Below are 22,156 nucleotides of genomic sequence, written 5' to 3' on the forward strand. Positions count from 1 at the left end.
CGTGAATACTAGCCAAAGTACAGCAATAGCATTTGTTTTACATCAGCGTCCTTATCAGGAATCGAGCGTTATTCTTCAGTTGTTTACTTACCAGTTTGGAATTGTTTCCTGTTTGGTTAAAGGGTTAAAAGGTAAGCGATCCCAAGCGAGAAAAGCGATTCTACAGCCTTTCAAGTTGTTGACAATTGAGTTTGCTGGAAAAGGCGAGCTTAAAATCCTGATTAGCTGCGAGTTGACTGAGTTAAACTTTGAGCGAGGCGACCAAAGCGCTAAAAATAGTCATCACAATTTTCCCAAGCATGTATTTTTGACAGGCGAGAGATTGGCGTGTGGTTTTTACTTGAACGAACTCTTATTGAGAGCGCTGCCTAAGTCACAAGAGTTCCCTATCGTATTCAATGCCTATATTGAAGCATTGTTCGAAGTAATTGGTGGTGACGCTTTGGCGGCAGCTTTGAGAAAATTTGAAATACAGTTAATCACTGAACTAGGGATAGCCCCGGACTGGGAGTTTGACACTGACTCTCAACCTATACAGCCATTAAAAAACTATCGATTTGTCGCAGAAGAAGGATTTCAGGTCGCTGAAAATGAGTCAGTGTATATTAAGAGTCAAAACCTGACCGATTACAGCATGTTTTCAGGTAAATACATTCGAGCCTTAGCGGAAGGTCATTTTACAGAAGACAACTTGCGCGCATGTCGCGGTTTGATGAGAGAGCTATTACGCCAAGTTATTGGGAATAAGCCTTTACAGAGTAGAAAATTGTGGCAACATAGCCAAAAATAGCAATACTGATGCTTTTAAAGTGAGTGATTAATGAACCAATCCAATTCAATTTTACTTGGTGTAAATGTTGACCATGTCGCAACAATAAGGCAGGCCAGAGGAGTTGATTACCCTCAGCTTGTGCAAGCTGCATTAGTCGCAGAGCAAGCTGGCGCAGATGGTATAACAATACATCTGCGAGAAGACCGAAGACATATTCAGGATCGTGATGTTGAGTTGGTACGAGAGTGTATCAACTCTCGACTCAATCTTGAGATGGCAGTTACCAATGAAATGATTACTATCGCAAAGAAGACCAAACCTGAATATGTTTGTTTGGTTCCAGAAAAGCGAGAAGAGGTGACGACTGAGGGTGGGCTTGATGTATGTGGCAATATGGACCGTGTTCGTCGAGCATGCGAGGAACTTGGTGCTGAAGGAATCAAGGTTTCTTTGTTTATTGACGCTGAGCCACGACAAATTGAGGCTGCAAGTGCTGTTGGTGCACCTTTTATTGAAATTCATACCGGACATTATGCTGACGCAAGGGATGAAAGAACAAAAGGCGAGCAGTACCGTATGATTTGCGAAGGTGTAAAACAGGCTAAAGACTTAGGTCTGATGGTTAATGCCGGCCATGGGCTCCATTACCATAATGTTGCTCCAATTGCCGCGATAAAAGAAATATACGAACTCAATATTGGTCACGCTATTATCGCTCAAGCAGTCTTTAGTGGTCTCGCCAAGGCGGTAACTGACATGAAGTCTATTATGGTTAGTGCGCGACGATGAGCATTTGGGGAATAGGCATTGATCTTTGCGAAATTAGTCGCGTTGAGCGTTCTCTAGAGAAACACGGTGAAAAATTTGCTGAGAAAATACTGGGACCGGATGAGATGGATAAATTCAGGCGGCACCGCTTCCCGGGTCGGTTTCTGGCCAAGCGCTTTGCAGCGAAAGAAGCCTTCGCAAAAGCATTGGGAACCGGAATAGCTGAAAATGTTACCTTGCCTAGTATTCAGGTGAAAAATGACGATAGAGGTAAACCAGAGCTAATACTCTGCGACGGGGCTCTGGATCGATTTCTTAAGTTTGGGTGCAAAAGAACGCACTTGTCTATTTCTGATGAAAAGCAAATGGCTATTGCTCAGGTTTTAATTGAGAACTAAGACCAACTGATGTTGAACTTGGCAAATTCCCCAATTTCATTGGATAACACCGTTGCTCTAGGCTAAAATAGCAAAAAAATTCAATAGCTTAGTATAAATTCTGAACTTAAGGTCTTTTCTATTAAAACACTATTTGCACAAGGGACATCGCACACATCTCGGCTATTTATTGCCGTGGTGCTTTCTTGTGCCCTCATGTTCATTGATCATCACCAGCAACACTTGAAGTGGTTGAGAAATGGCATAGCGACTTTTATTACTCCTATAGTGTTTTTGGCTGATATACCCGCCGATTTTTTTGCCTGGGGTGGCGAAAACCTGATGAGCCGAAGCCAACTGAGACAGGAAAATACCAAGCTGAAGAATGAGTCTCTGGTTTTAAAAGCACAGCTACAGAAGTTCGTTGCTATCCAGGCTGAAAACGCTCGATTAAGAAATTTGCTAGGAAATGAGAACAAGCAGATTGAAAGGCGTTTAGTCGCTGAAATTATTCAGATAGATTCTGACCCCTTTAGTCTGAGATTCTTAATCAATAAAGGGAGTGCTGACGACATTTATATTGGACAAACCGTTATTGATGCATATGGCATTATAGGGCAAGTTGTTGAAGTTTCTACTTACACCTCAAGAGTCCTAATGATTTCGGATGCAACTCATGCTATACCGGTAAAGGTTAATAGAAACGGAGTTCGGGCGACTCTTGTTGGAACCGGTCAAATTGATCTCCTCGCTTTGCAATATGTCCCGGATACAATGGATATCAAAGTCGGAGATTTATTATTGAGTTCGGGCCTTGGAGAGCGTTTTCCTGATGGTTATCCAGTAGCGACTGTTAGTCTGGTTGAGCACAATCCAGGGCAGGATTATGCAAAAATTTTTGCAAAGCCCGTTGCACAGCTGGAACGCAGTTCACTTGTTTTGCTTGTATGGACTGACAAAGAACGGGAGAAAGTCGATGCAAGGTAAGGCCGATTCCCACGGCACTTTTGCTATTATCATATCCTTTGCTGTGGCTATGTTACTCAACGTTATGCCACTTCCAGAAGTGATTGCTACATTTAAGCCTGACTGGGTGGCTTTGGTATTAGTTTATTGGGTGATGGCACTTCCAAATAGAGTCGGGGTGTTTTCCGGCTGGGCTTTAGGGTTATTTGTTGATGTTCTTTATGGGACTCTGTTTGGTATTCACGCGGTATCTTTTGCTGTAGTCGCATTTATCATCCAAATTATTTATCACCGACTAAGGTTATTCCCACGATGGAAACAAGCCGTAAACATTGCTGTCGTGGTGGGTATTCATCGATTAATCGTGATAACACTAACAGGAATCGTAGAACCAGTTAAAGTAGATTATCGTTACTGGTTACCATTAATTGGTGTGGCAGTGCTTTGGCCCTGGGTATTTGTTTTGTTAAGGGATGTACGAAGAAAATTTTGCTCTTAGTAATTTTGTTGTGTAGTTATTTTTGGCTGATTTTGCAGGGAGCAAGCAGAAAAATTGACCAATATTTAGGTCAAATACCTTAACTAATTTAAAGGAAAAATTTAATCGTGTTTGTTTTACCTGGTTCGATTTCCGTGATCCTTGCGTCTCAGTCTCCTCGCCGGAGAGAGCTACTTGCGCAAATAGGTATTGCTTACGAGTTATGTCACGTAGATATCGATGAATCAGTAATACCGGGTGAACCTCCTCTGACTTATGTTAAAAGAATGGCTGAGAGTAAAGCAGAAGCTGCGTGGGACAGTGAACAATATCGGCAGATTGAAGATTATTCTTCTAAACCAATTATTTCTGCTGATACCTGCATCGAATGGCAGGGACAAATTCTTGGCAAACCTGAAAATGAAGCTGATGCAGTAAGAATGTTGACTTCGTTGTCGGGTGAAACCCATAAAGTTCATTCTGCAGTAGCAATTAAAAGTGGAAACTACTCGGATACAGCTATTTCAACTAGTCGCGTAACTTTTGCCTTATTATCAGAAGATGAAATTCGGCACTATTGTGAGACAGCTGAAGGTGTCGACAAAGCAGGAGCCTATGCTATACAGGGAGCTGCTGCTCAGTTTGTTAGTGAGCTTGCTGGTAGTTACTCCGGGGTAGTGGGATTACCACTTTATGAAACCAGTATACTAGTCAAAAATTTTCTTGAGAGAGCTCAATGAAAGAAGAAATTTTGATCAATGTTTCGTCGCAAGAAGTGAGAGCAGCAATTATTGAAAATGGCATGCTGCAAGAGCTCTATCTTGAAAGAGCGTCGAGTCGTGGGTTGGTAGGTAATATCTATCGCGGTAAAGTTATTCGAGTTCTTCCTGGAATGCAGGCGGCATTTATCGACATTGGTAGAGAGCGTTCGGCATTCTTGCATGCTGCAGAAATTTTACCTATTTCTGAAACAGAATTAATCGAAAACGAAAATATTGCAACACCCGATATCAATGAACTCCTGCATTTAGGGCAAACTATTACAGTTCAGGTTATTAAAGATGAGTTAGGTACAAAGGGAGCAAGGTTAACGACACATTTAACTTTACCATCTCGTTATCTGGTATTGATGCCAGATAATCAGCATATTGGAGTCTCACAAAGAATTGAAGATGAGGTCGAGCGTCGTCGCCTGAAAAGTATATTTAACAAGGATGAAGAGGGAGATGATACAACTCCCGGGTACATTGTAAGAACCGCTGCAGAAGGGGCTGATGCGAAAGATCTGTTAAGAGATGCCGATTTTCTGCAAAAGCTATGGCAAACAATAAAAGGAAAAATAACTAAGGCAAAGGCGCCGTGCCTTGTCTACGAGGAACTCGATTTACCTCTTCGTTTGATCAGAGACCTGGTACCGTCAGATGTGGAAACTATCAAGGTCGATTCAGAGTCAGTTCATGCTCGTTTGCTATCATTTGTTGATGAGTTTGTACCTGCTGTAAGACGGTGTCTGGAACTTTACCGTGGAGAACGGCCTTTATTTGACGTATACAATGTAGAAGACGAAATAGAAAAAGCACTACATAGAAAGGTACAGTTAAAGTCTGGCGGGTATTTGGTGATTGAACAGACTGAGGCCATGGTGACAATTGATGTAAATACCGGCGCTTTTGTAGGCTATCGCAATCTTGAAGATACTATTTTTAAGACGAATCTGGAAGCAGCTTCAGCGCTAGCAAGACAGCTTAGGCTTAGAAATCTTGGCGGTATGATAATTATCGACTTTATTGACATGAAAGATGAAGAGCATAAGCGTCAGGTATTGAGAACCCTTGAAAAAGCGTTAGAACGAGACTACGCAAAAAATCATATTTCTGAGGTGTCTTCTCTAGGGCTGGTTCAAATGACTCGAAAAAGAAACCGAGAGAGTCTTGAGCACCTTTTATGTGAGCCTTGTCCAACTTGTGAAAGCCGCGGAAGTATAAAAACCGCACAAACGATTTGTTACGAAATTTTTAGAGAACTCTATCGTTCTGCAAGAGCTTATGATGCTCAAAAATATCTGGTTCTTGCTTCTCAGGAAGTTGTCGACAGAATGTTAGATGAGGAGGCCTCTCACTTAGCTGAGTTAGAATCAATGATTGAAAGACCGATTCGTTTTCAGGCAGAGCGGCTATATACTCAAGAGCAATTTGACGTTGTCTTAATGTAAGAAAGGTTCTACCTGTGTCAAAGAAACGGAAAAGCCAACCACACAGCCTGCTCGCCCTAATTGTTAATAAACTTTGGCTTCTTCTTGCTTCGCTGATAATCATTACCGCGATTGTATTTACTCTTCTTAGAGTGCTACTACCTCATCTCAATTATTTTAAACAAGACATTGAAAACTGGGTTGAAAATAGCTATGGCATCAATATTAGTTTTGACCAAATAGAAGGAGAGTGGGCTGCTTCAGGTCCGGTTCTATCATTTAATAATATTGCACTGCAGGCAAGCGGTGGCCAGCTCAATCTAGTCGAAGTCAAACAGCTTTCTATTTATGTGGATGGCATTTCATCCATACTTGCCGGTCAATTGGTAACTGAAGATATTCATATTGATGGTGCTTCTCTGAGCTTCATTCTTGGTCGAAAGTTGGGTGTAAGGTTGGATACGATAGAGCCTAAAGAGCAAGTGGAGCAGTATTCTACCGATCTACAAAATACTTCAAATCAATTTTTACGCTCTTTATTCGCGCAAAAGAAATTAACAGTCACTCATTCAAACTTACTATTGGAAACACTGAGTGGGCGACAATTCGCTTACGATTTAGATGAGTTAAGTATCCGCAATTATGACCAGATTCACCAGCTAACAGGAAGGTTGGTAGATAAAACGAATGGCGTGATAAAACTCGTTGCTGAGATATACGGGAATCCTTCCAGTGACGATAGTTATACCAATCTATATATGGAAGGAAAGAATATTGATATAGCGAAACTACCCGTGCTGTTAGAAAATCCAAGATTAAAACCGGAAAAGGGGCTGCTAAGCTGGAGACTATGGACTGAGTGGAGAAATAACCGATGGCAGCAAGCGTTGGGAGATATGGAAATAGCGGAATTGGATTGGCATGATGAAATTACTGGAAAAAATGATACAAACACTTCTCAAAGTATCCTCAAATTAGAAAAAATATCTAACCGGTTTAGTTGGGATTTTCTTAGTGATAATAATGGAATATTCAAGTTATATGATTTGAATTTAAGGAAAAATGAATCTGAAATTACCAGTCTGCCAGAGGCATATTTACTCTTTGAACAGAAAGAGTCTCTGGTCACCTGGGATTTTGTATTGCAAAAATTACAGGTAGATGACCTTACAGGTTATCTGGACCTGTTGATCGGTGAAACTGTTAAAAGCCAGAAGCGAATCTCTTCCGGCATATCAATGCAACTGAGTCAGTTTGGTATTCGTTTGCACCGAAAAAATCACCGTTGGGAATCTCCAGCTCTGGTGGCCAATTTTTCTGACTTAAGTTACGAAAAAATCATGGGCATTCCTGTGGTTAAGGGCTTTAGTGGAGAACTTTCATTTATAAATGATATTGGAAGCGCAAGACTTTATGGCAGCAATGTTTCATTGGATTTTGATAAGCTTTTTAGAAAACCTATTCAGGTTGATGATATAGATTTACGTTTTAACTGGAGTGGTGATAACGAACGAAGACTTAATCTGAATGTTGAGTACCTTAAGGCGAAAAACAGTGATTTGGCGATTAAAGCAAGTGCTCGCTTTTTCTTTCAAGATGGAAAGCCTGTTTTATCTCTCTTTTCTGAGCTCAATGATTTAAATGCTGCTAGCAAGTCTCTTTATTTACCTGTAGGTATCATGAGTAACGGCTTAGTTGAATATTTGGACAGGAGTGTAAAAACGGGAACGCTACCCTATGTCAAAGCCGTTGTACATGGTCCGCTCGAATCATTCCCTTTTGATAATACTGATGGGGTATTTTCAATCTTTGGACAACTTGATAACGCACGTTTTGAGTACCTGCCAGAATGGCCCGCAGTAGAGAACTTGAACGCTGAATTGCTTTTCGAAGGAAATGGTATGGATTTAAAGGCTCTTGCTGCGCAAGCAGGAGGAAATACTGTCAACACTGCAAGAGCTGTAATAAAAGATTTCTCTGAAGAAAATACGCCGTTTGAGCTTTTTGTTGATGCAACGGTAAAGGATAACCTCGGAGTAGACTACTTGTCTGAAACGCCAATAAAAGATGTTGTTGAGGGGTTGGGTACGATTGATTTTCAGGGGAGAGCGAAAGCAAAAATTGATATGAGTTTTGGGCTTGAGGATCCTTCAAATCTTGTTATAGATGGAAGTATTAAATTGTCCAAAGGCGAAAGCGCTATTAAAGTTGACGCATTAATTGTAGATAACATAGATGGAAGTGTTGATTTCAATGAAAAAGGAATCAAGCCAAGTATTCTAAAAGCTCGTTTGGCGGGTGAACCGCTTAAGGTACAAGTTAGTCAGAAGGTAATTGAGGGAGATAAAGAAGAAAAAATTGTAAACATTCGGGCTGATGGACGATTGAATAGTCAATTGCTCGCTAGTTATGCAGGTGAAAGAATTGGGGCTTATATTCGAGGAAGCTCTGATTTGGATATTCAGATAAATGCTGGTAGTGGCCAGAATAAAGGAGCACTAGTTGAAGTAAAAAGTAGCCTGAACGGACTTGCCTTTGATTTTCCTGGTATCTTTGCAAAAGGAAAAGAAGAAACATCTCCCATAAAACTGGTTGTAGAGTCGAAAGCAGAAAAATCAATAGCACATCTTAATTGGAGCCGGTTGAAAGGTAAATGGTCGCTACCTGAATTAAAAAATAGATTACAAGCAGTTCAAAGTGAAACATCTGAGCCGTTGGGCAAACAGTCAAAAAGCCCTAAGGGGGGCGTGTTCTATTTCGGTCTTGATAAAAAGCTGCCACAAAGTATGCCTGAAGGGATTGTCGTAGAAGGCAAGCTGAATGAAATTATTTTTAGCGAGTGGAAAGAGTTCTTAGATGGTGTGTATCAGCCTGATGCGCGGTCGAAGACTTTGAATGTAAGTCAACAAGAGCCTCGTTTTGCACTCAATGTTTCTGCTAATCAGTTAAAATTTGAGTTTATGACGTTAAACGAAGTAGAGTTGGCCCTTCATCAGCCACAAAGCAGTCAATGGGTTGTAGGTGTCCACACTAGAGAGGGAAGTGCAATTGCTAGAATTGGCAAAAATGAAACGATTGAAGTTGAAGCCTCAAATGTCAACTTGCCGATTCCCCTGAATTTTTCGGAAAAGCAAACAGTTAACTCTACTCAAGAAATTATTGAAGAAGATAGTAAAACCACTCTGGAAAGTTGGGAATTAATTGAGAATTGGCCAAGCGTTGATTTGCTATGCGCCAGTTGTGCAATTGATAACAAGTTATTAGGTGATTTGAAGTTTAAATTAAGGAATCAAGATGGGCTACTTTCGTTAAGAGGAAGTGCCATAGCTCCTAATCAGCATAATCTTCTGCTTTCTTTACTATGGAAGCAAAACCTTGGCGTTCTTTCAGATTCTGAAAACGCTGCCCAAAGAGAGTCAAATACAATTGCCGAGTTACAGATATCTAGTACTAATGTTGGTGCTTTGATGAAAGCCTGGAATTATCCGGTAGGTATTGAGGAAAGCAATGGCGCTCTTGTCGCAAACGTAGAGTGGGGGGATTTTCCTTGGAAATTCCAGCCAAAACTTCTGAAAGGCGGAGCTTCCTTTCATTTTGGAAAAGGGTATTTGAGCGACGTTAGTGACGCTAAGGCGAGAATCTTTTCATTATTTAACTTACAATCTCTTTCTAGAAGGTTACGTCTAGATTTCAAAGATGTATACAAGAAAGGTTTTTTCTATGAAAAGTTAACAGGTGATATTTCTCTGGATGAGGGGGTTATTTCTACAGATAATGTTTTTGTCGATGGAAGTGCTGCCAAAGTTAGTCTAAGCGGACATGTCGATTTAAATAAAGATATCATTGAGCAGAATGCACTGGTTATACCTCAACTTACCTCAAGCCTTCCTGTACTGGTTGGTTGGGCGGTTGAGCCAACCACTGGATTACTTGTTTATTTAGTTAACAAGATTATGGAACCTGCGATAGATGTTGTGACTCAAATTGAGTATCGAATTCATGGAAATTTAGGTGATATTAATGTCGATGAGGTCAAAAAAGTATCATCAAAAGTTAAATATGAAGTTGAAGAGGATGACACTGATACTGATGAAACGAAATCTACCAACGAGGATTCGTCAGAAGACCTTTCAACACAAGAGCCTGCAGCAAGTGAAACTGACAACAAGAACAAAAGCAAAGTAACATCAGAGACAGAGGTAGACCGCAGCTTGAAGCAAGAACTTTCTGCAAATCAGGATGAAGTTATTGAGCAAGAGCTGAAAAGTAGACAGTCTGCGGATAGCTCCGTTAGTCAGGAAGAACAAATTGATGATGAAAAGCAAGAGTGAGTCTGCAGATAAGAGCTTTCGTATTGCTAGTATACAGATGGTTTCTACCACTTCTGTAGAGGCTAATCTTAAAACCGCAAAAAAGCTAATAAAGACGGCAATAGGTCATGGGGCTGAGATGGTCGTTCTTCCTGAATATTTTGCCATTTTCGCAAAGGACTCTGCACAGAGAGAGAGAGCGGTTGAAGTGCATACCAAAGGAAGGGTATACCGGTTTTTAAGCAACCAGGCGAAAGAAAATAAAATATGGATTATCGGAGGGAGTCACCCGGTAGTGACAAATTCGCAATCATTTGAAACGAAACCTTTTGGTCGCTGCTATATTTTTAATCCTGACGGTCGGTATGTTTGCCATTACGACAAAATTCATCTGTTCGATGTTCAGGTGGAAGATAGTCACAAGCGCTATGTGGAATCTGAATATACAGCTCAGGGAAATGAAGTCTGCTGTTTTGACTCTCCATGGGGTAAGATAGGTGTCGCTATCTGTTATGATATTCGTTTTCCTGAATTATTTAGAAAGTTATCGGAAAAAGGAGTGAGGATCTTCATTGTTCCAGCTGCTTTTACTAAAGTAACAGGGCAGGCCCACTGGTTTCCTTTGCTGAAAGCAAGGGCTATTGAAAACCTTTGCTATACTGTCGCCGCTGCTCAAGGGGGACTACATGAAAATGGTCGAGAAACTTTCGGTCATTCCTGTATTATCTCTCCATGGGGGGCTATTGTGGCAGATAAGGAACAGGGAGATGGCGTTGTCGTTGCAGATCTTGATCTTACTCATTTGCAGCAGTTGAGACACGATTTTCCCGCACTTACTCATAGAAGGTTATAATTAGAATACTATTTACGGCGTTAGCTTACATTTATTGAAATGTGGAAAGTCGCTAACCGGAAAATCAACCATACTACATATCAGAAGACATAATTATGAACGACCAGATGCAACAGGTTGAAAATATCTTTCTTGCGCCAGCGGGAGTGGCTCGAGCAGACCTTGAGAAAATATTGGAGTCAATATTGACTCATGAAGTTGATTTTGCCGAGATGTATTTTCAATCTAGTCGCCATGAGTCCTGGGTATTAGAAGCCGGTATTGTAAAAGATGCGAGCTTTAGTGCAGATAAGGGGGTAGGAGTCAGAGCTCTTAGTGGAGAAAGAACTGGATTTGCGTATTCTGAAGAAATATTGGTTCCTGCGCTAGAGCAGGCCGCCGTAGCTTCTCGAAGTATCGCCCGGCTCGGAGGGAATGGAAAAGTATCTTTGAAAGTTGGTAATCCGGTAAAACCTCTATACAGAGATGACGATCCTTTGATGAGTCTCAATGAACAAGAAAAGCTTGAAATTCTCAACAAGCTGGATGCTTTCGCGCGCCAGCTCGACTCAAGAGTCAATGAAGTAATCGCTTCAGTGTCGGGGGTTTTTGATACTATTCTAATTTGCGCAACTGATGGCACTTTCGTATCTGACATACGTCCATTGATACGGGCAAATGTTACCGTAATAATGAAGGATGGTAGTAAAACCGAAAAAGGTAGTGCTGGTTTGGGCGGTCGTGACAACTATCACATGTTGACAGATGATATATTAATGGAGCTTGCTAAAGACGCAGTTCACCAGGCGAAGGTAAACTTAATGGCGGTTGATGCACCTGCTGGAAACATGCCGGTTGTACTGGGAGCAGGTTGGCCCGGAGTGTTATTACACGAAGCAATAGGACACGGTTTAGAAGGTGACTTCAATCGTAAAGGTGCGAGTGCATTTTCTGATAAGGTAGGACAAAGAGTCGCGTCATCTATTTGCACCATAGTTGATGATGGCACCATTGCAGGAAAGCGCGGATCCTTAACCATTGATGACGAGGGGACTCCTTCTCAAGTAACAACGCTGATTGAAAATGGCGTCTTGTTGGGATACATGCAGGATAAAAAGAATGCGCGCTTAATGAATGCGAAACCGACAGGAAATGGCCGAAGGGAGTCTTATTCTACTTTACCGTTACCACGTATGACGAATACTTATATGTTAGCAGGAGAGTCGTCTCCTGAGGATATCATTGCATCTGTTAAAAAAGGAATATACGCACCTAACTTTGGTGGAGGGCAGGTTGACATTACATCCGGTAAGTTTGTTTTTACTACAAGCGAGGCCTATTTGATTGAGGATGGCAGAGTGACTACACCGGTCAAGGGGGCTACTTTAATAGGAAACGGACCTGATGTACTGACCAAAGTAAGCATGGTCGGTAATGATCTCGCATTAGACAAAGGGGTCGGCGTTTGTGGAAAGGAAGGACAAAGTGTTCCTGTGGGCGTTGGCCAGCCGACGTTAAAAGTTGATGAGTTGACTGTGGGTGGAACGAACTAACAAAATCTTATTTTAATTAGAGTGAAAAATGACCAAAGATAATAAGGTAAATGAAATAGGAGAAGAGTTTTCAGCCGATGAGGACTTTATAAGTAAAACTCAGCTTAAGAAAGAAGCTAAAGCTTTGCAACAGTTCGCTCTAGAGCTCATTGAGTTACCCGATAAAAAGTTAAAACTATTACCTCTGAATGATGTGACTAAAACCGCAGTGAGAGATTTTCATCGTCAATCGGGTAATATTGCCAAAAAACGCCATTTAGCTTTTATCGGAAAATGTCTAAGGAATGATGATGCCGAACAAGCTAGAGTTTTTTTGTCCGAAGATAAGTTTGCCGAACTGAGAGGTGAGCCTTCTGGTGATTCAGTGAACTCTCAATGGCTTAACAAACTTATTTTGGAAGGCGATCCAGCTATTCAGCTAATACTGGATGAATACGACTCTCTTGACAGGCAAACCTTAAGGCAGCATGTAAGAAATATCAATAATGCTAAAGTCGATAATAAGAGGCAAGGTTTTACCGAGAAATTACGTCAGTATCTCTTTGAAAATGGAATCTAAAAGTCTGGAGTTTTAATGAAAAAGCAACCATTGTCAGTCACTGAGCATCCGGCAGATGAGCTGGATCTTGATGCCGAAATCGAGAAGTTTCAGGATACTGGTGAAAAACTGATCCAGCTCGCATTGAAAAAGGGAGCCAGTCAGGTTGAAGTTGGGGTTAGCAAAGATTTAGGCCTATCTGTTCAAGTTAGAAATCAACAAGTGGAAACACTAGAGTTTAATCGCGATAATAGCTTTGGATTAACTGTTTACTTTGGTCATAAAAAAGGAGTCGCTTCGACTAGCGACCTCTCTTTTGAGGCATTGAGTGAAACCGTAGAAGCCGCTTGTAACATTGCGCGATTTACCCAGGAAGACAAATGCTCAGGCCTTGCTGATAAAGAGCTGATGGCTACAGAGCCTAAAGATCTAAAACTAGACTGTCCAATGGGGGTTTCTGCTGAAAAAGCTAAAGCCCTGGCAAAAGAGTGTGAAGAATTTTCACTAGGCTATTCCGACAAAGTCAGTCAGAGTGAAGGTGCAACCTTTAATAGTCATCGAAACCTTCGTTACTATGCCAATTCCCATGGTTTTTCGGCATCAACCCCTTCTACCAGACATAGTTTGAGCAGTGTCGTAATAGCGAAAGACCAGCATGGAATGCAGAGAGACTATTGGTACTCCATTGCCAGAGACTTCAATGATTTGGAGCTTCCCAAGACTGTAGGAGAAAAGGCTGCTAAAAGAGTTATTGCTCGATTAGGTGCTAAAAAAATAGCGACTCAAAAGGTTCCTGTGATATTTACACCCGATATTGCTAGAGGTCTTATAAACAGTTTTTGTTCAGCAATTAGAGGAGCAAGCTTATATCGACAGTCTAGTTTTTTGCTTGATTCCAAAGGAAAGCAGATCTTTCCAGACTTTGTTACGATGAAAGAAGAGCCTTTTAAGTTAAAGGGCCTTGCCAGTAGCTGGTTTGACAATGAGGGAGTCGCTACTCGCGAGCAGAGTATTGTTAGCCAGGGGATTTTGCAAACATATCTACTGAATAGTTACAGTGCGAGAAGGCTAGGCCTGAAGCCAACGGGGCATGCCGGGGGGGTTCATAATTTGAGCCTGATTCCTGGTACGCTTAGCTATGAACAACTGATTAAAACGATGAATAAAGGGTTGATTGTTACTGAAGTCATGGGGCATGGAGTGAATCTTGTTAACGGAGACTATTCACGAGGAGCTGCTGGATTCTGGGTTGAAGCAGGCGAAATACAGCACTTTGTTCAGGAAATAACGATAGCTGGAAACCTTAAAAGCATGTTCCAGGGGCTTCAAGCCGTTAGTAATGACTTGGATATGCGGAGTAGCATAACTACCGGTTCCTGGTTAGTTAATGAAATGACGATCGCGGGCAATTAGCCTAAATAAAGGAATAAGTAGTTTCACCAAGAATATTTCTTTAAATTTAAATACTTACCGGAAGCCAACAGAATAGTTGGCTTCCTTTTATTATACACATTCCAATTTGTGAGTATATTTTACTCACTCATCGCTTTCCTCTTCGAAAGAACTATATTAGAATTAGTTAATATATCGACCTTTATAGCTTATAAAGCAAGTTACCCAACAATTATCAGAACAATAAAGGATAAACTATAAATATAGTTGTCGAAAATTTTTAAGCCAAGATTATTTAGGCCCAGTTATTAGTCAATCAAAGAGTTTTATAATAATGAATTTGCAACAGTACTTTCAGGCATTCAACAAGAATATTGTTGGTCACGATTTGCACCATGACGGTAAAAGAATAATTTATGCTGACTGGACTGCGAGTGGTCGGCTCTATGCTCCAATAGAAGAGTTTATCAGTTATAAAATAGGCCCCTTAGTTGCAAACACGCATACTGAAGCGAGTTATACTGGATGCACTATGACCCGCCTTTATCACGAAGCTCAGATTAAAATTAAACAACATGTAAATGCTGACAAGAATGACGTCTTGATATGTGCTGGTTCTGGAATGACTTCTGTTATTAATAAGTTTCAGCGAATTCTTGGTTTACGCGTTCCGGAAAAGTGGGCTGAGCGCTTTACAATTTCCGAATCTGAAAAGCCGGTCGTATTTATTACTCACATGGAGCACCATTCAAATCAAACTTCATGGAACGAATGTGCGGTAACCTTAGTTGTTGTTCCCGAAGACGAAAGTGGTATGCCAGATATTGAAGCTCTGGAAAAACTGCTAGTAAAATATCAAGATCGACCAATGAAAATAGGCTCGTTCACTGCTTGTAGTAACGTAACAGGAATCAAAACTGACTATCATTTGTTTGCTGAAATAATGCACCGTCATGGAGGCTATTGCTTTGTTGACTTTGCCGCATCAGCGCCCTATGTTGATATCAACATGCATCCAGAAAATGAAGCTCAACGCCTTGATGCAGTGATGTTTTCTCCACACAAGTTTCTCGGGGGACCGGGGAGTTCTGGCGTCCTTGTGTTTAATAAGTGTCTATATAACAACAAAGTACCAGACAATCCAGGTGGTGGTACCGTAACATGGACCAATCCTTGGGGCGCGCATCGCTTTTTTGAAGACATTGAAGTAAGAGAAGATGGGGGCACTCCTGGATTTTTACAGACAATACGCACAGCGCTAGCCATTCAACTCAAAGAGAAAATGGGAACAGAAAATATTCACCAGCGAGAAAAAGAGCTGGTGAACCTGATGTGCCAAAAACTTTCTCAGATTCCACAGGTTAATATTTTACATGGCGGTAATAAAAATCGCCTTTGTGTGATTTCTTTTTATGTACTAGAAATTCACTATAACTTGATGGTTAGAATATTGAGTGACCGCTTTGGTATTCAAACTCGTGGTGGCTGTTCCTGTGCTGGAACATACGGCCATATATTACTCGGCGTTGACCAGGAAACCTCCTGCGCCATCACTGATATGATTGATCTCGGGGATCTATCGATGAAGCCAGGATGGGTGAGAATATCATTGCATCCAACAACGACTAATGAAGACGCTGTTTATATATGTGACTCTATCAGAGCAGTTATCGAAAATGTTGACGAGTGGAAAAATGATTATCGGTTTGATGCTTCCAAGGGGGATTATATTCCACTGAGTGAAGAGCATAGTGAAATCAGCTTACAGCAAGCCGTGCTGTAAGAATTAAAAGAAGTTTGAGAGCAGTCTCTTAAACATACAGATCAACTCTAGCCTATATCAAGCTGAATAGTTTTAAACGCTAGAGTTTGTGACAAATAATATGATTGAGTAATTTCTTTCGTTTATTGATTTGGCTGATGTATTTAACTGCTACTTGTTACTTAACCGCTTCATTGAAGTTCTTCACTAATGAAGAGGGAGAAACCACCTTTTTAAGATTAAATACTGTAAGGGGTTTGTAAAGGATTAAACTCTGTTTTATCTGGTTGCTGGGAAAGTCATCGCCAACCCAACCGAGTAGAGATACTCGAATATTATTCGATTCGAATATCTCTTTTAGTTCGAAAAATAATTCTTTATGGGTTGTAAAATCGATTATTGCAATTTGAAAAGAGCGCCAGTTTAGGTCCTTGTCATCGCTATAATATTCTGATGATACTCCGAAATGAGCGAGGTTTCTTTTAAGCCACCTGCCAATCGGCTTTTCTCCAGCAATGATCAGTACTTTGGTAGAACTATATTTTGTGTGAACAATCGCCTGAGATTCAACTGGTGAAATTTCAACATTAAATTCAAAAATACTTCCTCGCTCAGAGGAGTGAACCAGATTAATACATCCGTTCATCGCTTCACATATTTGTTGTGAAATTGGAAGCCCTAAACCGGTACCCCCATAAGCTCTAGTTGAAGAGTTGTCGACTTGTTGAAAAGACTCGAAAATTCTATGCTGCGCGTCAACCGGGATACCTACACCGGTGTCCTCCACCGTAACACTAATTCTTCTACTTTGATAGCTGACTTCGAGACTGATGTATCCGACATGAGTAAACTTTATCGCGTTTGAAATTAAATTGATAAAAACCTGTCTTAGTCTCACTGGGTCAAACTCGAGTTTTGTCGGCATTTCGCCGTGTATGTCTATGGTCAAGTTTAGTTGTTTTGCTGCAATTTGAGCACTGAAAAGTTGTCCAATTTCTTTGATGAAGTTTTCTACATCAACCACTTCTTTATTCAACCTCAGGCCAACTCTTTCGATTGCTGCAAGATCAAGAATTTGATTCACTGTATCAAGCAATACCACGCTACTTTGTCTGGCCAATTGAACATATTCTTTTTGCTCTTCGGTTAATTCAGTTGCCATAAGTAAATCATTCATTCCCAACACACCATTGATTGGTGTTCTAAGCTCATGACTCATATTTGCGAGAAACTGCCCCTTGACTTCGTTAGCTTGATTGGCTCGCTCAGTTGTTTCTAGAAGAACTTTGTTTTGATTACCAATTGTTTCCAGCATATTATTAAATGAATCTACCAGTTCACCGACTTCATCGTTTCCCATTTTCTCTGCTTTGACCGAATAATCGTAACTTTCTCTTACTTGTCTCGTCACTTGGGCAAGTTTAACAATCGGGTTGGAAATGATTGTTTGAAGTCTTGTAGCGAACAGGACAGAAAGAATAAAAGCAGCAAAAGCGACCAGCACAGCGATTAGCAGGTAGCGAAACAAATGTTCTTGAACGACTTGAATATTCGCAACTATTTCAAGACTTCCTTTGAACTCGTTATCAATTAATATGGGCTCTATAACTGTTAGTTGATTATCGCTGCTTTCCACTGCAGACTGGTCGAGCATTCGATTTTGAATTTCATTGCATTTCAATAAAGCGACATCTTGCTGATAAAATGAAACGAAAAGTTTTGCTTTTTCATCATAGAGGCAAGCTCTAATAACCAAAGGGTGGCTCGCCAATGACATTAAATTGTTTTCCGCTGCACTGGTATCATTAAACGTAAGAGCTGCGTGGCTTCTATTACCGATTAATTTGGCCAAAATTGAAATATTGCTAATTGTAGTCTGTTTTTCATCCTGCTGATTGATATACAAAAAAATTGAAAGAACAAGAACAATACTTAAAGCACTAACCATCAGTGCTATCGATATTATTTTTGTTTTGATTGGTGAGTTCTTCAGGTTTAACAATATTAAGAGCCTCTATTCGACAATACTTGCTATTTCAAGTAGTAGTGCGCTTATTTTTATTTGCGCTTTCTGTGCTTCTTTCAGATTGATTTCGAGCTTAATGTTATCATTTTTGTTTATAAAGCGAATGATTCCACCTTTTTGAGTGAATTCTGGAATATCACTCACTGTTAGAACCGATGACTGTCGAAGAATCTCTAGAACAGGTTCTAACTCCAATTGTTTGGAGCGACTGACATAAACAAGATGACAATGTGATGCTTTTTCGACACTTAGCATTCGCTTTATTGCTACTTTTTTCCCCTTAGCAATACGTCCATTCATTAATTCTAGCTGGCTTCCAAAAGGGTCTACGCCTAATACGCAAACGAAGTAGTTTTCAGGGGAGGTATCTATTTTCTCATCGCTAAAAGTAACATATTTTAAAAAGTTGTATAGGTACGCGGACTTAACCTTGTTTATCCTTGATGGCTCTTCTATGAATGCAACTTTATTCTTTACAGGGGCCGCTACTAGTGCGTCTACCATTAGAATTGATAAGTAGCAGAAGATAGTTAATATGTAGCGCAAATATTTGCCGAGCAAATATTTCTCTGGTCTTTGTTCTATTGATAGATTAATCATCATCCTTGGGGATTTAAGCATTATCACTGGATTCTATAAGATATATTCCAATGAATGGTTCTTCCTGGTTGCGGATGATAGGGAGGAATGAATCCTGGCGGGTCTGCCGTGACTGCCGGGTCATATGTACTTCTATCGCTCGAGCCTGCCTGTCGTCCAATCCCATAAAAATCTTCATCAAAAATATTTTTAACAATTAGTTGTGAACTTAGTCCTGGAATTTGATAAATATCTAGCCAGCTCAATGTTAAGTTAAATTTTTCATAACCAGGAGCGGTTCCGTCAAAGTATTGATTGGTAATTGGCGTAGTTCTGTCTCCGACAATATTTCCCCGCAAGTTAAAATTGAAATTATTACCAAAAGGCTGCCAGTTTATGCCGACATTTAGTTTGTGCTCAGCAGTGTGGGAGAGGCTACCCCAGTTTCCATTAACGTCGGTACCCTGTTGATAGAAATAGTTTAGATAGAAATTCAGGTTTTCTTCTGGTTGAAGATCAAATCTGCCAGACAAACCTCTGACTTTAGAGGAACTAACATTTGCATATCTTTCTCCTCCAGCTCGAGAGGGATCTGATATCAAACTGATGCTGTCTTCAAGGTTGGAGTAAAACAAATTAAGCTTGGCTTGAGAGATTGGAGAGAGCTTTCTGGTTAATTCTAACTCAAAACTATCAATCTCTTCGGGTTTAAGCTCTTCATATCCTCTAAACTCATCTCTTAACTCAAATAGTGAAGGTTGCCTGAAAGCCGAGCCATAGAGCGCTTTAATGATCCAGTCATTTGCCGGGCGATAGATAACACCAGCGCGGGGGTTTGTAGTGCTTCCATAGTCACTGCCATCACTGTATCTGGCCCCCAACGAATAACTCAATTGAGAATTAATTTCGCTTTCAAACAAAAAGTAGAAGGCTGTCTCTGATTCATCAAAGATCTCATTGACCTTGGGTTGGTATAGACCTTCGCCAGAAGCGGCAATATCCCAGGCAGCGTCTGTTGTCGAAGCATTTCCATTTTGCAACCTTCCAAGAGAAACTACTTGCTCTGTCTGTCGATTGCCTAAAAATCTCAATCCGAAAATTGCCGTTTCATTTTCGCTGATTTGCCAATCAACTTGATTCTCGAATCCTATCTGGCTGCTGGCACTGTGGTAGCTTTTCTTTAGATCTGGAAAGCGGTAGGTATATCTGAAACCGGTATCCGATTCCTGCTGATCGACACGATACCAGAAGTCGGTCTTCCAGCTTAGCTTCTTCTCTACAAGCGGAAATTGGTTTTTAATAAATACTGAAGTACTGCTGTGATGGGTAATAAAGTCTTCTGCTGTTGCCTCATATTCATAGCCCACAACGTAGCTACCAAGGCCATCTTTTTTATCCCAGTAGTTCAGTCCAATTTGCAGATTATCTTTGCTAACTCTTAGCCTTACCGCCTTATCATCTTTGGAAGTATTAAAGCCATCTGCAATAGGTCTGCCTGCTAGAGGGTGCGGACTATTGGTTACATAGTTACCATTTTCGTCATAGTTCTGAGTTAAGTAGTTTGGGTAAACATTATTATGAAAGTAGTTTCCAGGATCTGGTCTGTTATTTCCTGAGTCGCCGTCTGATTTGTGGCTCTTGACTGCAACCTGATAATTGATTCCTGCGAGAGAACTTCCATGAAATGCTTCCAGTGTTCTAGAACTGTTTTCCGCTACAGTTGCTTTTAATTGAGTTCCCTCGTATCCCTTGCGAGTAATAATGTGGACGATGCCTGAAACAGCCTGTGCGCCGTAAAGTGCAGATCCCGGACCTTGTACTACTTCAATACGTTCTATATCTTGCAAAATTTGTTCGTCGGTCAGGCCCTGAGACCAGTTAAATGAGATGTGGTTTTGAACAAAGCCGTCGACCATTACCAGTAAACGAGTATTTCCGTTGTCGCCGCCAATACCTCTGTTCAGGAAGTGAGTAGGGTACTCTCCGCCTCCATCTTCGAAGGTTGAAAAATCAAAGCCCGGAAGGTCTTGTAGCACTTCTATCAGATTGCGATAGCCTCTGGAGTCCAGCATATCTTTGGTAATAACAGAAATATTGGCATAGGAGTCGTCAACAGTCTGTTCACGTCTGGATGAGGTAACCACTTTAATGCTGGCTAGCTCCTCCAGGCTCAGGGAGAAGTAGTCTGTATCTTTATCTTCGGCTTTTGTTGGATTGTTTACTATCAAACACCCTAGTAGCGAAAAGGAAGCTGTGATCAGTCCCCGACATTTTGGTTGCATTATAATCTTCCGCCTTTGGCTTGACTTTAACTTCTTGATTTTATTATAGCGAATAGTGAAATGACTATTTTAACTATCTTAGCTCGATTAGAGATAATAACTAAAAGGTAAGACTACCAATAATGTGCTTTTAGAAAAAGGTGAAAATTTGTTAATTAGCCGGGATTGGCCAGTTTTTCATTGTGAGGGCTGGAGCGAGAACTGGCCGCATAGATATCCACTAGCTACTTAAGCGATGTTCCAGCTAATCGAGTCCAGAAATCCATTTCGCAGCAACGATTTTCGTTGCCCTCAAAGGTCTAACTATGGTATAAAGCGCGCCGTGCGAGTTAATGGTGATTCGCACCTAATTCACACGCTAATCGTCACAGCTACCAGGGTGCTTTGTCTTTGTTTTACAGGATAGGGTTGTTAGTTGGGATTAGCGGAGGCAAAACCCTTTAAAATCAGGAGTTTATAAAATGGCAAAAGTCACTATGCGTGATATGCTACAAGCGGGTGTTCACTTCGGTCATAGAACCCGTTTCTGGAATCCAAAAATGAAGCCGTACATTTTCGGTGCGCGCAACAAAATTCATATCATTAACCTTGAGCACTCGCTTCCGATGTTTAACGACGCGTTGAACTTCTTAAGCTCTGTTGCTTCACGAAAAGGTAAAATTCTATTTGTCGGTACTAAGAGAAGTGCTGGCAAGCTTGTTAGAGAAGAAGCTGCTCGTTGTGATCAGTTCTTTGTAGACAAGCGTTGGTTAGGCGGAATGTTGACTAACTATAAGACAATTCGTCAATCAATCAATCGACTAAAAGAACTTGAAAAGCAAAGCGCAGATGGTACTTTCGAGCGTTTGACCAAGAAAGAAGCTCTATTGCTTTCACGTGAAATGGCCAAGTTGGAAGCCAGTATTGGTGGTATTAAGGATATGGGTGGTCTTCCTGACGCTTTGTTTGTTATCGATGCTGATCATGAACATATTGCAATTGCTGAAGCACGTAAATTAGGAATCCCGGTTGTTGCTGTTGTGGATAGTAACTCAAACCCTGATGGGGTTGATTATGTTATTCCAGGTAATGACGATGCGATCCGTGCTATCCAGCTTTACTTATCTGCTGCTGCCGACACCATTATTGAGGGTCGACAAAGTGTTTCTACTGCACCAGTTGCAGAAGAGTCAAGCGACGAGTTCGTAGAAGAAGAGAAGGCTGAGAAAGAAGAATCAGCTGAAGAGTAACCCTTACTCGCTTAATCATAAGTAGGGGGCTCAAATTGCCCCCTATTTTATGGTTGCTTCCACAAGAGTGGAAAACCCAACAGATTTAAATTATTTGGAGA

General features: G+C 40.9%; 17 protein-coding genes. 14 read left to right on the forward strand and 3 right to left on the reverse strand.

What is annotated here, in order from left to right; all coding sequences use genetic code 11:
* Nucleotide 1: 1 nt before the first annotated feature.
* The 13 genes from IYN84_RS21615 (at nt 2) to IYN84_RS01310 (ending at nt 15,960) form a co-directional block, all read left to right on the forward strand.
* A complete protein-coding gene (locus IYN84_RS21615) occupies nt 2–790 on the forward strand; it encodes a DNA repair protein RecO C-terminal domain-containing protein (protein ID WP_196137357.1) in 789 nt (262 codons plus the stop codon).
* A 30-nt stretch (nt 791–820) separates the two neighbouring features.
* Nucleotides 821–1,561, forward strand: a complete 741-nt coding sequence (gene pdxJ, locus IYN84_RS01255) for a pyridoxine 5'-phosphate synthase (RefSeq protein ID WP_196137358.1) — start codon at nt 821–823, stop codon at nt 1,559–1,561.
* Nucleotides 1,558–1,938: a holo-ACP synthase gene (gene acpS, locus IYN84_RS01260; RefSeq protein ID WP_196137359.1), complete on the forward strand. Its 381-nt coding sequence runs from the start codon at nt 1,558–1,560 to the stop codon at nt 1,936–1,938. Before pdxJ ends, acpS begins: the two co-directional genes overlap by 4 nt.
* 120 nt (nt 1,939–2,058) lie before the next feature.
* Nucleotides 2,059–2,904 (forward strand): rod shape-determining protein MreC, encoded by an 846-nt coding sequence (gene mreC, locus IYN84_RS01265; protein WP_196138526.1) that lies wholly within the window; start codon nt 2,059–2,061, stop codon nt 2,902–2,904.
* The gene (gene mreD, locus IYN84_RS01270; protein ID WP_196137360.1) at nt 2,894–3,382 is read left to right on the forward strand and encodes a rod shape-determining protein MreD; all 489 of its coding nucleotides are present in this window, start codon (nt 2,894–2,896) and stop codon (nt 3,380–3,382) included. Before mreC ends, mreD begins: the two co-directional genes overlap by 11 nt.
* 107 nt (nt 3,383–3,489) lie before the next feature.
* Nucleotides 3,490–4,101, forward strand: a complete 612-nt coding sequence (locus IYN84_RS01275) for a Maf family protein (RefSeq protein WP_210330254.1) — start codon at nt 3,490–3,492, stop codon at nt 4,099–4,101.
* Complete coding sequence (gene rng, locus IYN84_RS01280; protein WP_196137361.1) at nt 4,098–5,573, forward strand: ribonuclease G; 1,476 nt, start codon at nt 4,098–4,100, stop codon at nt 5,571–5,573. Before IYN84_RS01275 ends, rng begins: the two co-directional genes overlap by 4 nt.
* A gap of 14 nt (nt 5,574–5,587) precedes the next feature.
* Nucleotides 5,588–9,883, forward strand: a complete 4,296-nt coding sequence (locus tag IYN84_RS01285; RefSeq protein ID WP_196137362.1) for a YhdP family protein — start codon at nt 5,588–5,590, stop codon at nt 9,881–9,883.
* On the forward strand, nt 9,864–10,715 hold the full coding sequence (locus tag IYN84_RS01290; protein ID WP_196137363.1) for a carbon-nitrogen hydrolase family protein: 852 nt from the start codon (nt 9,864–9,866) through the stop codon (nt 10,713–10,715). The genes IYN84_RS01285 and IYN84_RS01290 overlap by 20 nt, the downstream gene beginning before the upstream one ends.
* Before the next feature lie 95 nt (nt 10,716–10,810).
* Nucleotides 10,811–12,247 carry a metalloprotease TldD gene (gene tldD / locus IYN84_RS01295; RefSeq protein WP_210330255.1) on the forward strand — a complete coding sequence of 479 codons (1,437 nt, stop codon included), beginning with the start codon at nt 10,811–10,813 and terminating at the stop codon, nt 12,245–12,247.
* Between the two features lie 28 nt (nt 12,248–12,275).
* A complete protein-coding gene (gene yjgA, locus IYN84_RS01300) occupies nt 12,276–12,806 on the forward strand; it encodes a ribosome biogenesis factor YjgA (RefSeq protein WP_196137364.1) in 531 nt (176 codons plus the stop codon).
* A gap of 15 nt (nt 12,807–12,821) precedes the next feature.
* Entirely contained in the window at nt 12,822–14,198 is a 1,377-nt protein-coding gene (pmbA, locus tag IYN84_RS01305; RefSeq protein ID WP_196137365.1) for a metalloprotease PmbA, read from the forward strand.
* Nucleotides 14,199–14,511: 313 nt separating this feature from the next.
* Nucleotides 14,512–15,960: an aminotransferase class V-fold PLP-dependent enzyme gene (locus IYN84_RS01310; RefSeq protein WP_196137366.1), complete on the forward strand. Its 1,449-nt coding sequence runs from the start codon at nt 14,512–14,514 to the stop codon at nt 15,958–15,960.
* A gap of 157 nt (nt 15,961–16,117) precedes the next feature.
* Here IYN84_RS01310 and IYN84_RS01315 read toward each other — a convergent pair whose 3' ends face one another.
* Genes IYN84_RS01315 through IYN84_RS01325 form a run of 3 tightly spaced genes read right to left on the reverse strand, consistent with a single transcriptional unit; the run spans nt 16,118 to nt 20,826 of the window.
* Complete coding sequence (locus IYN84_RS01315; RefSeq protein ID WP_210330256.1) at nt 16,118–17,941, reverse strand: ATP-binding protein; 1,824 nt, start codon at nt 17,939–17,941, stop codon at nt 16,118–16,120.
* 12 nt (nt 17,942–17,953) lie between these two features.
* Nucleotides 17,954–18,586, reverse strand: coding sequence for a YfiR family protein (locus IYN84_RS01320; protein WP_196137368.1), 633 nt, complete (start codon nt 18,584–18,586; stop codon nt 17,954–17,956).
* Nucleotides 18,587–18,588: 2 nt separating this feature from the next.
* Complete coding sequence (locus tag IYN84_RS01325) at nt 18,589–20,826, reverse strand: TonB-dependent siderophore receptor (RefSeq protein WP_196137369.1); 2,238 nt, start codon at nt 20,824–20,826, stop codon at nt 18,589–18,591.
* Nucleotides 20,827–21,287: 461 nt separating this feature from the next.
* Between IYN84_RS01325 and rpsB the strand changes: the two genes are divergently transcribed.
* Complete coding sequence (gene rpsB / locus IYN84_RS01330; protein WP_196137370.1) at nt 21,288–22,055, forward strand: 30S ribosomal protein S2; 768 nt, start codon at nt 21,288–21,290, stop codon at nt 22,053–22,055.
* The last annotated feature ends 101 nt before the right edge of the window (nt 22,056–22,156 follow it).

This window comes from Aliikangiella sp. G2MR2-5 (assembly GCF_015687155.1).
Taxonomy (GTDB): Bacteria; Pseudomonadota; Gammaproteobacteria; order Enterobacterales; family Kangiellaceae; genus Aliikangiella.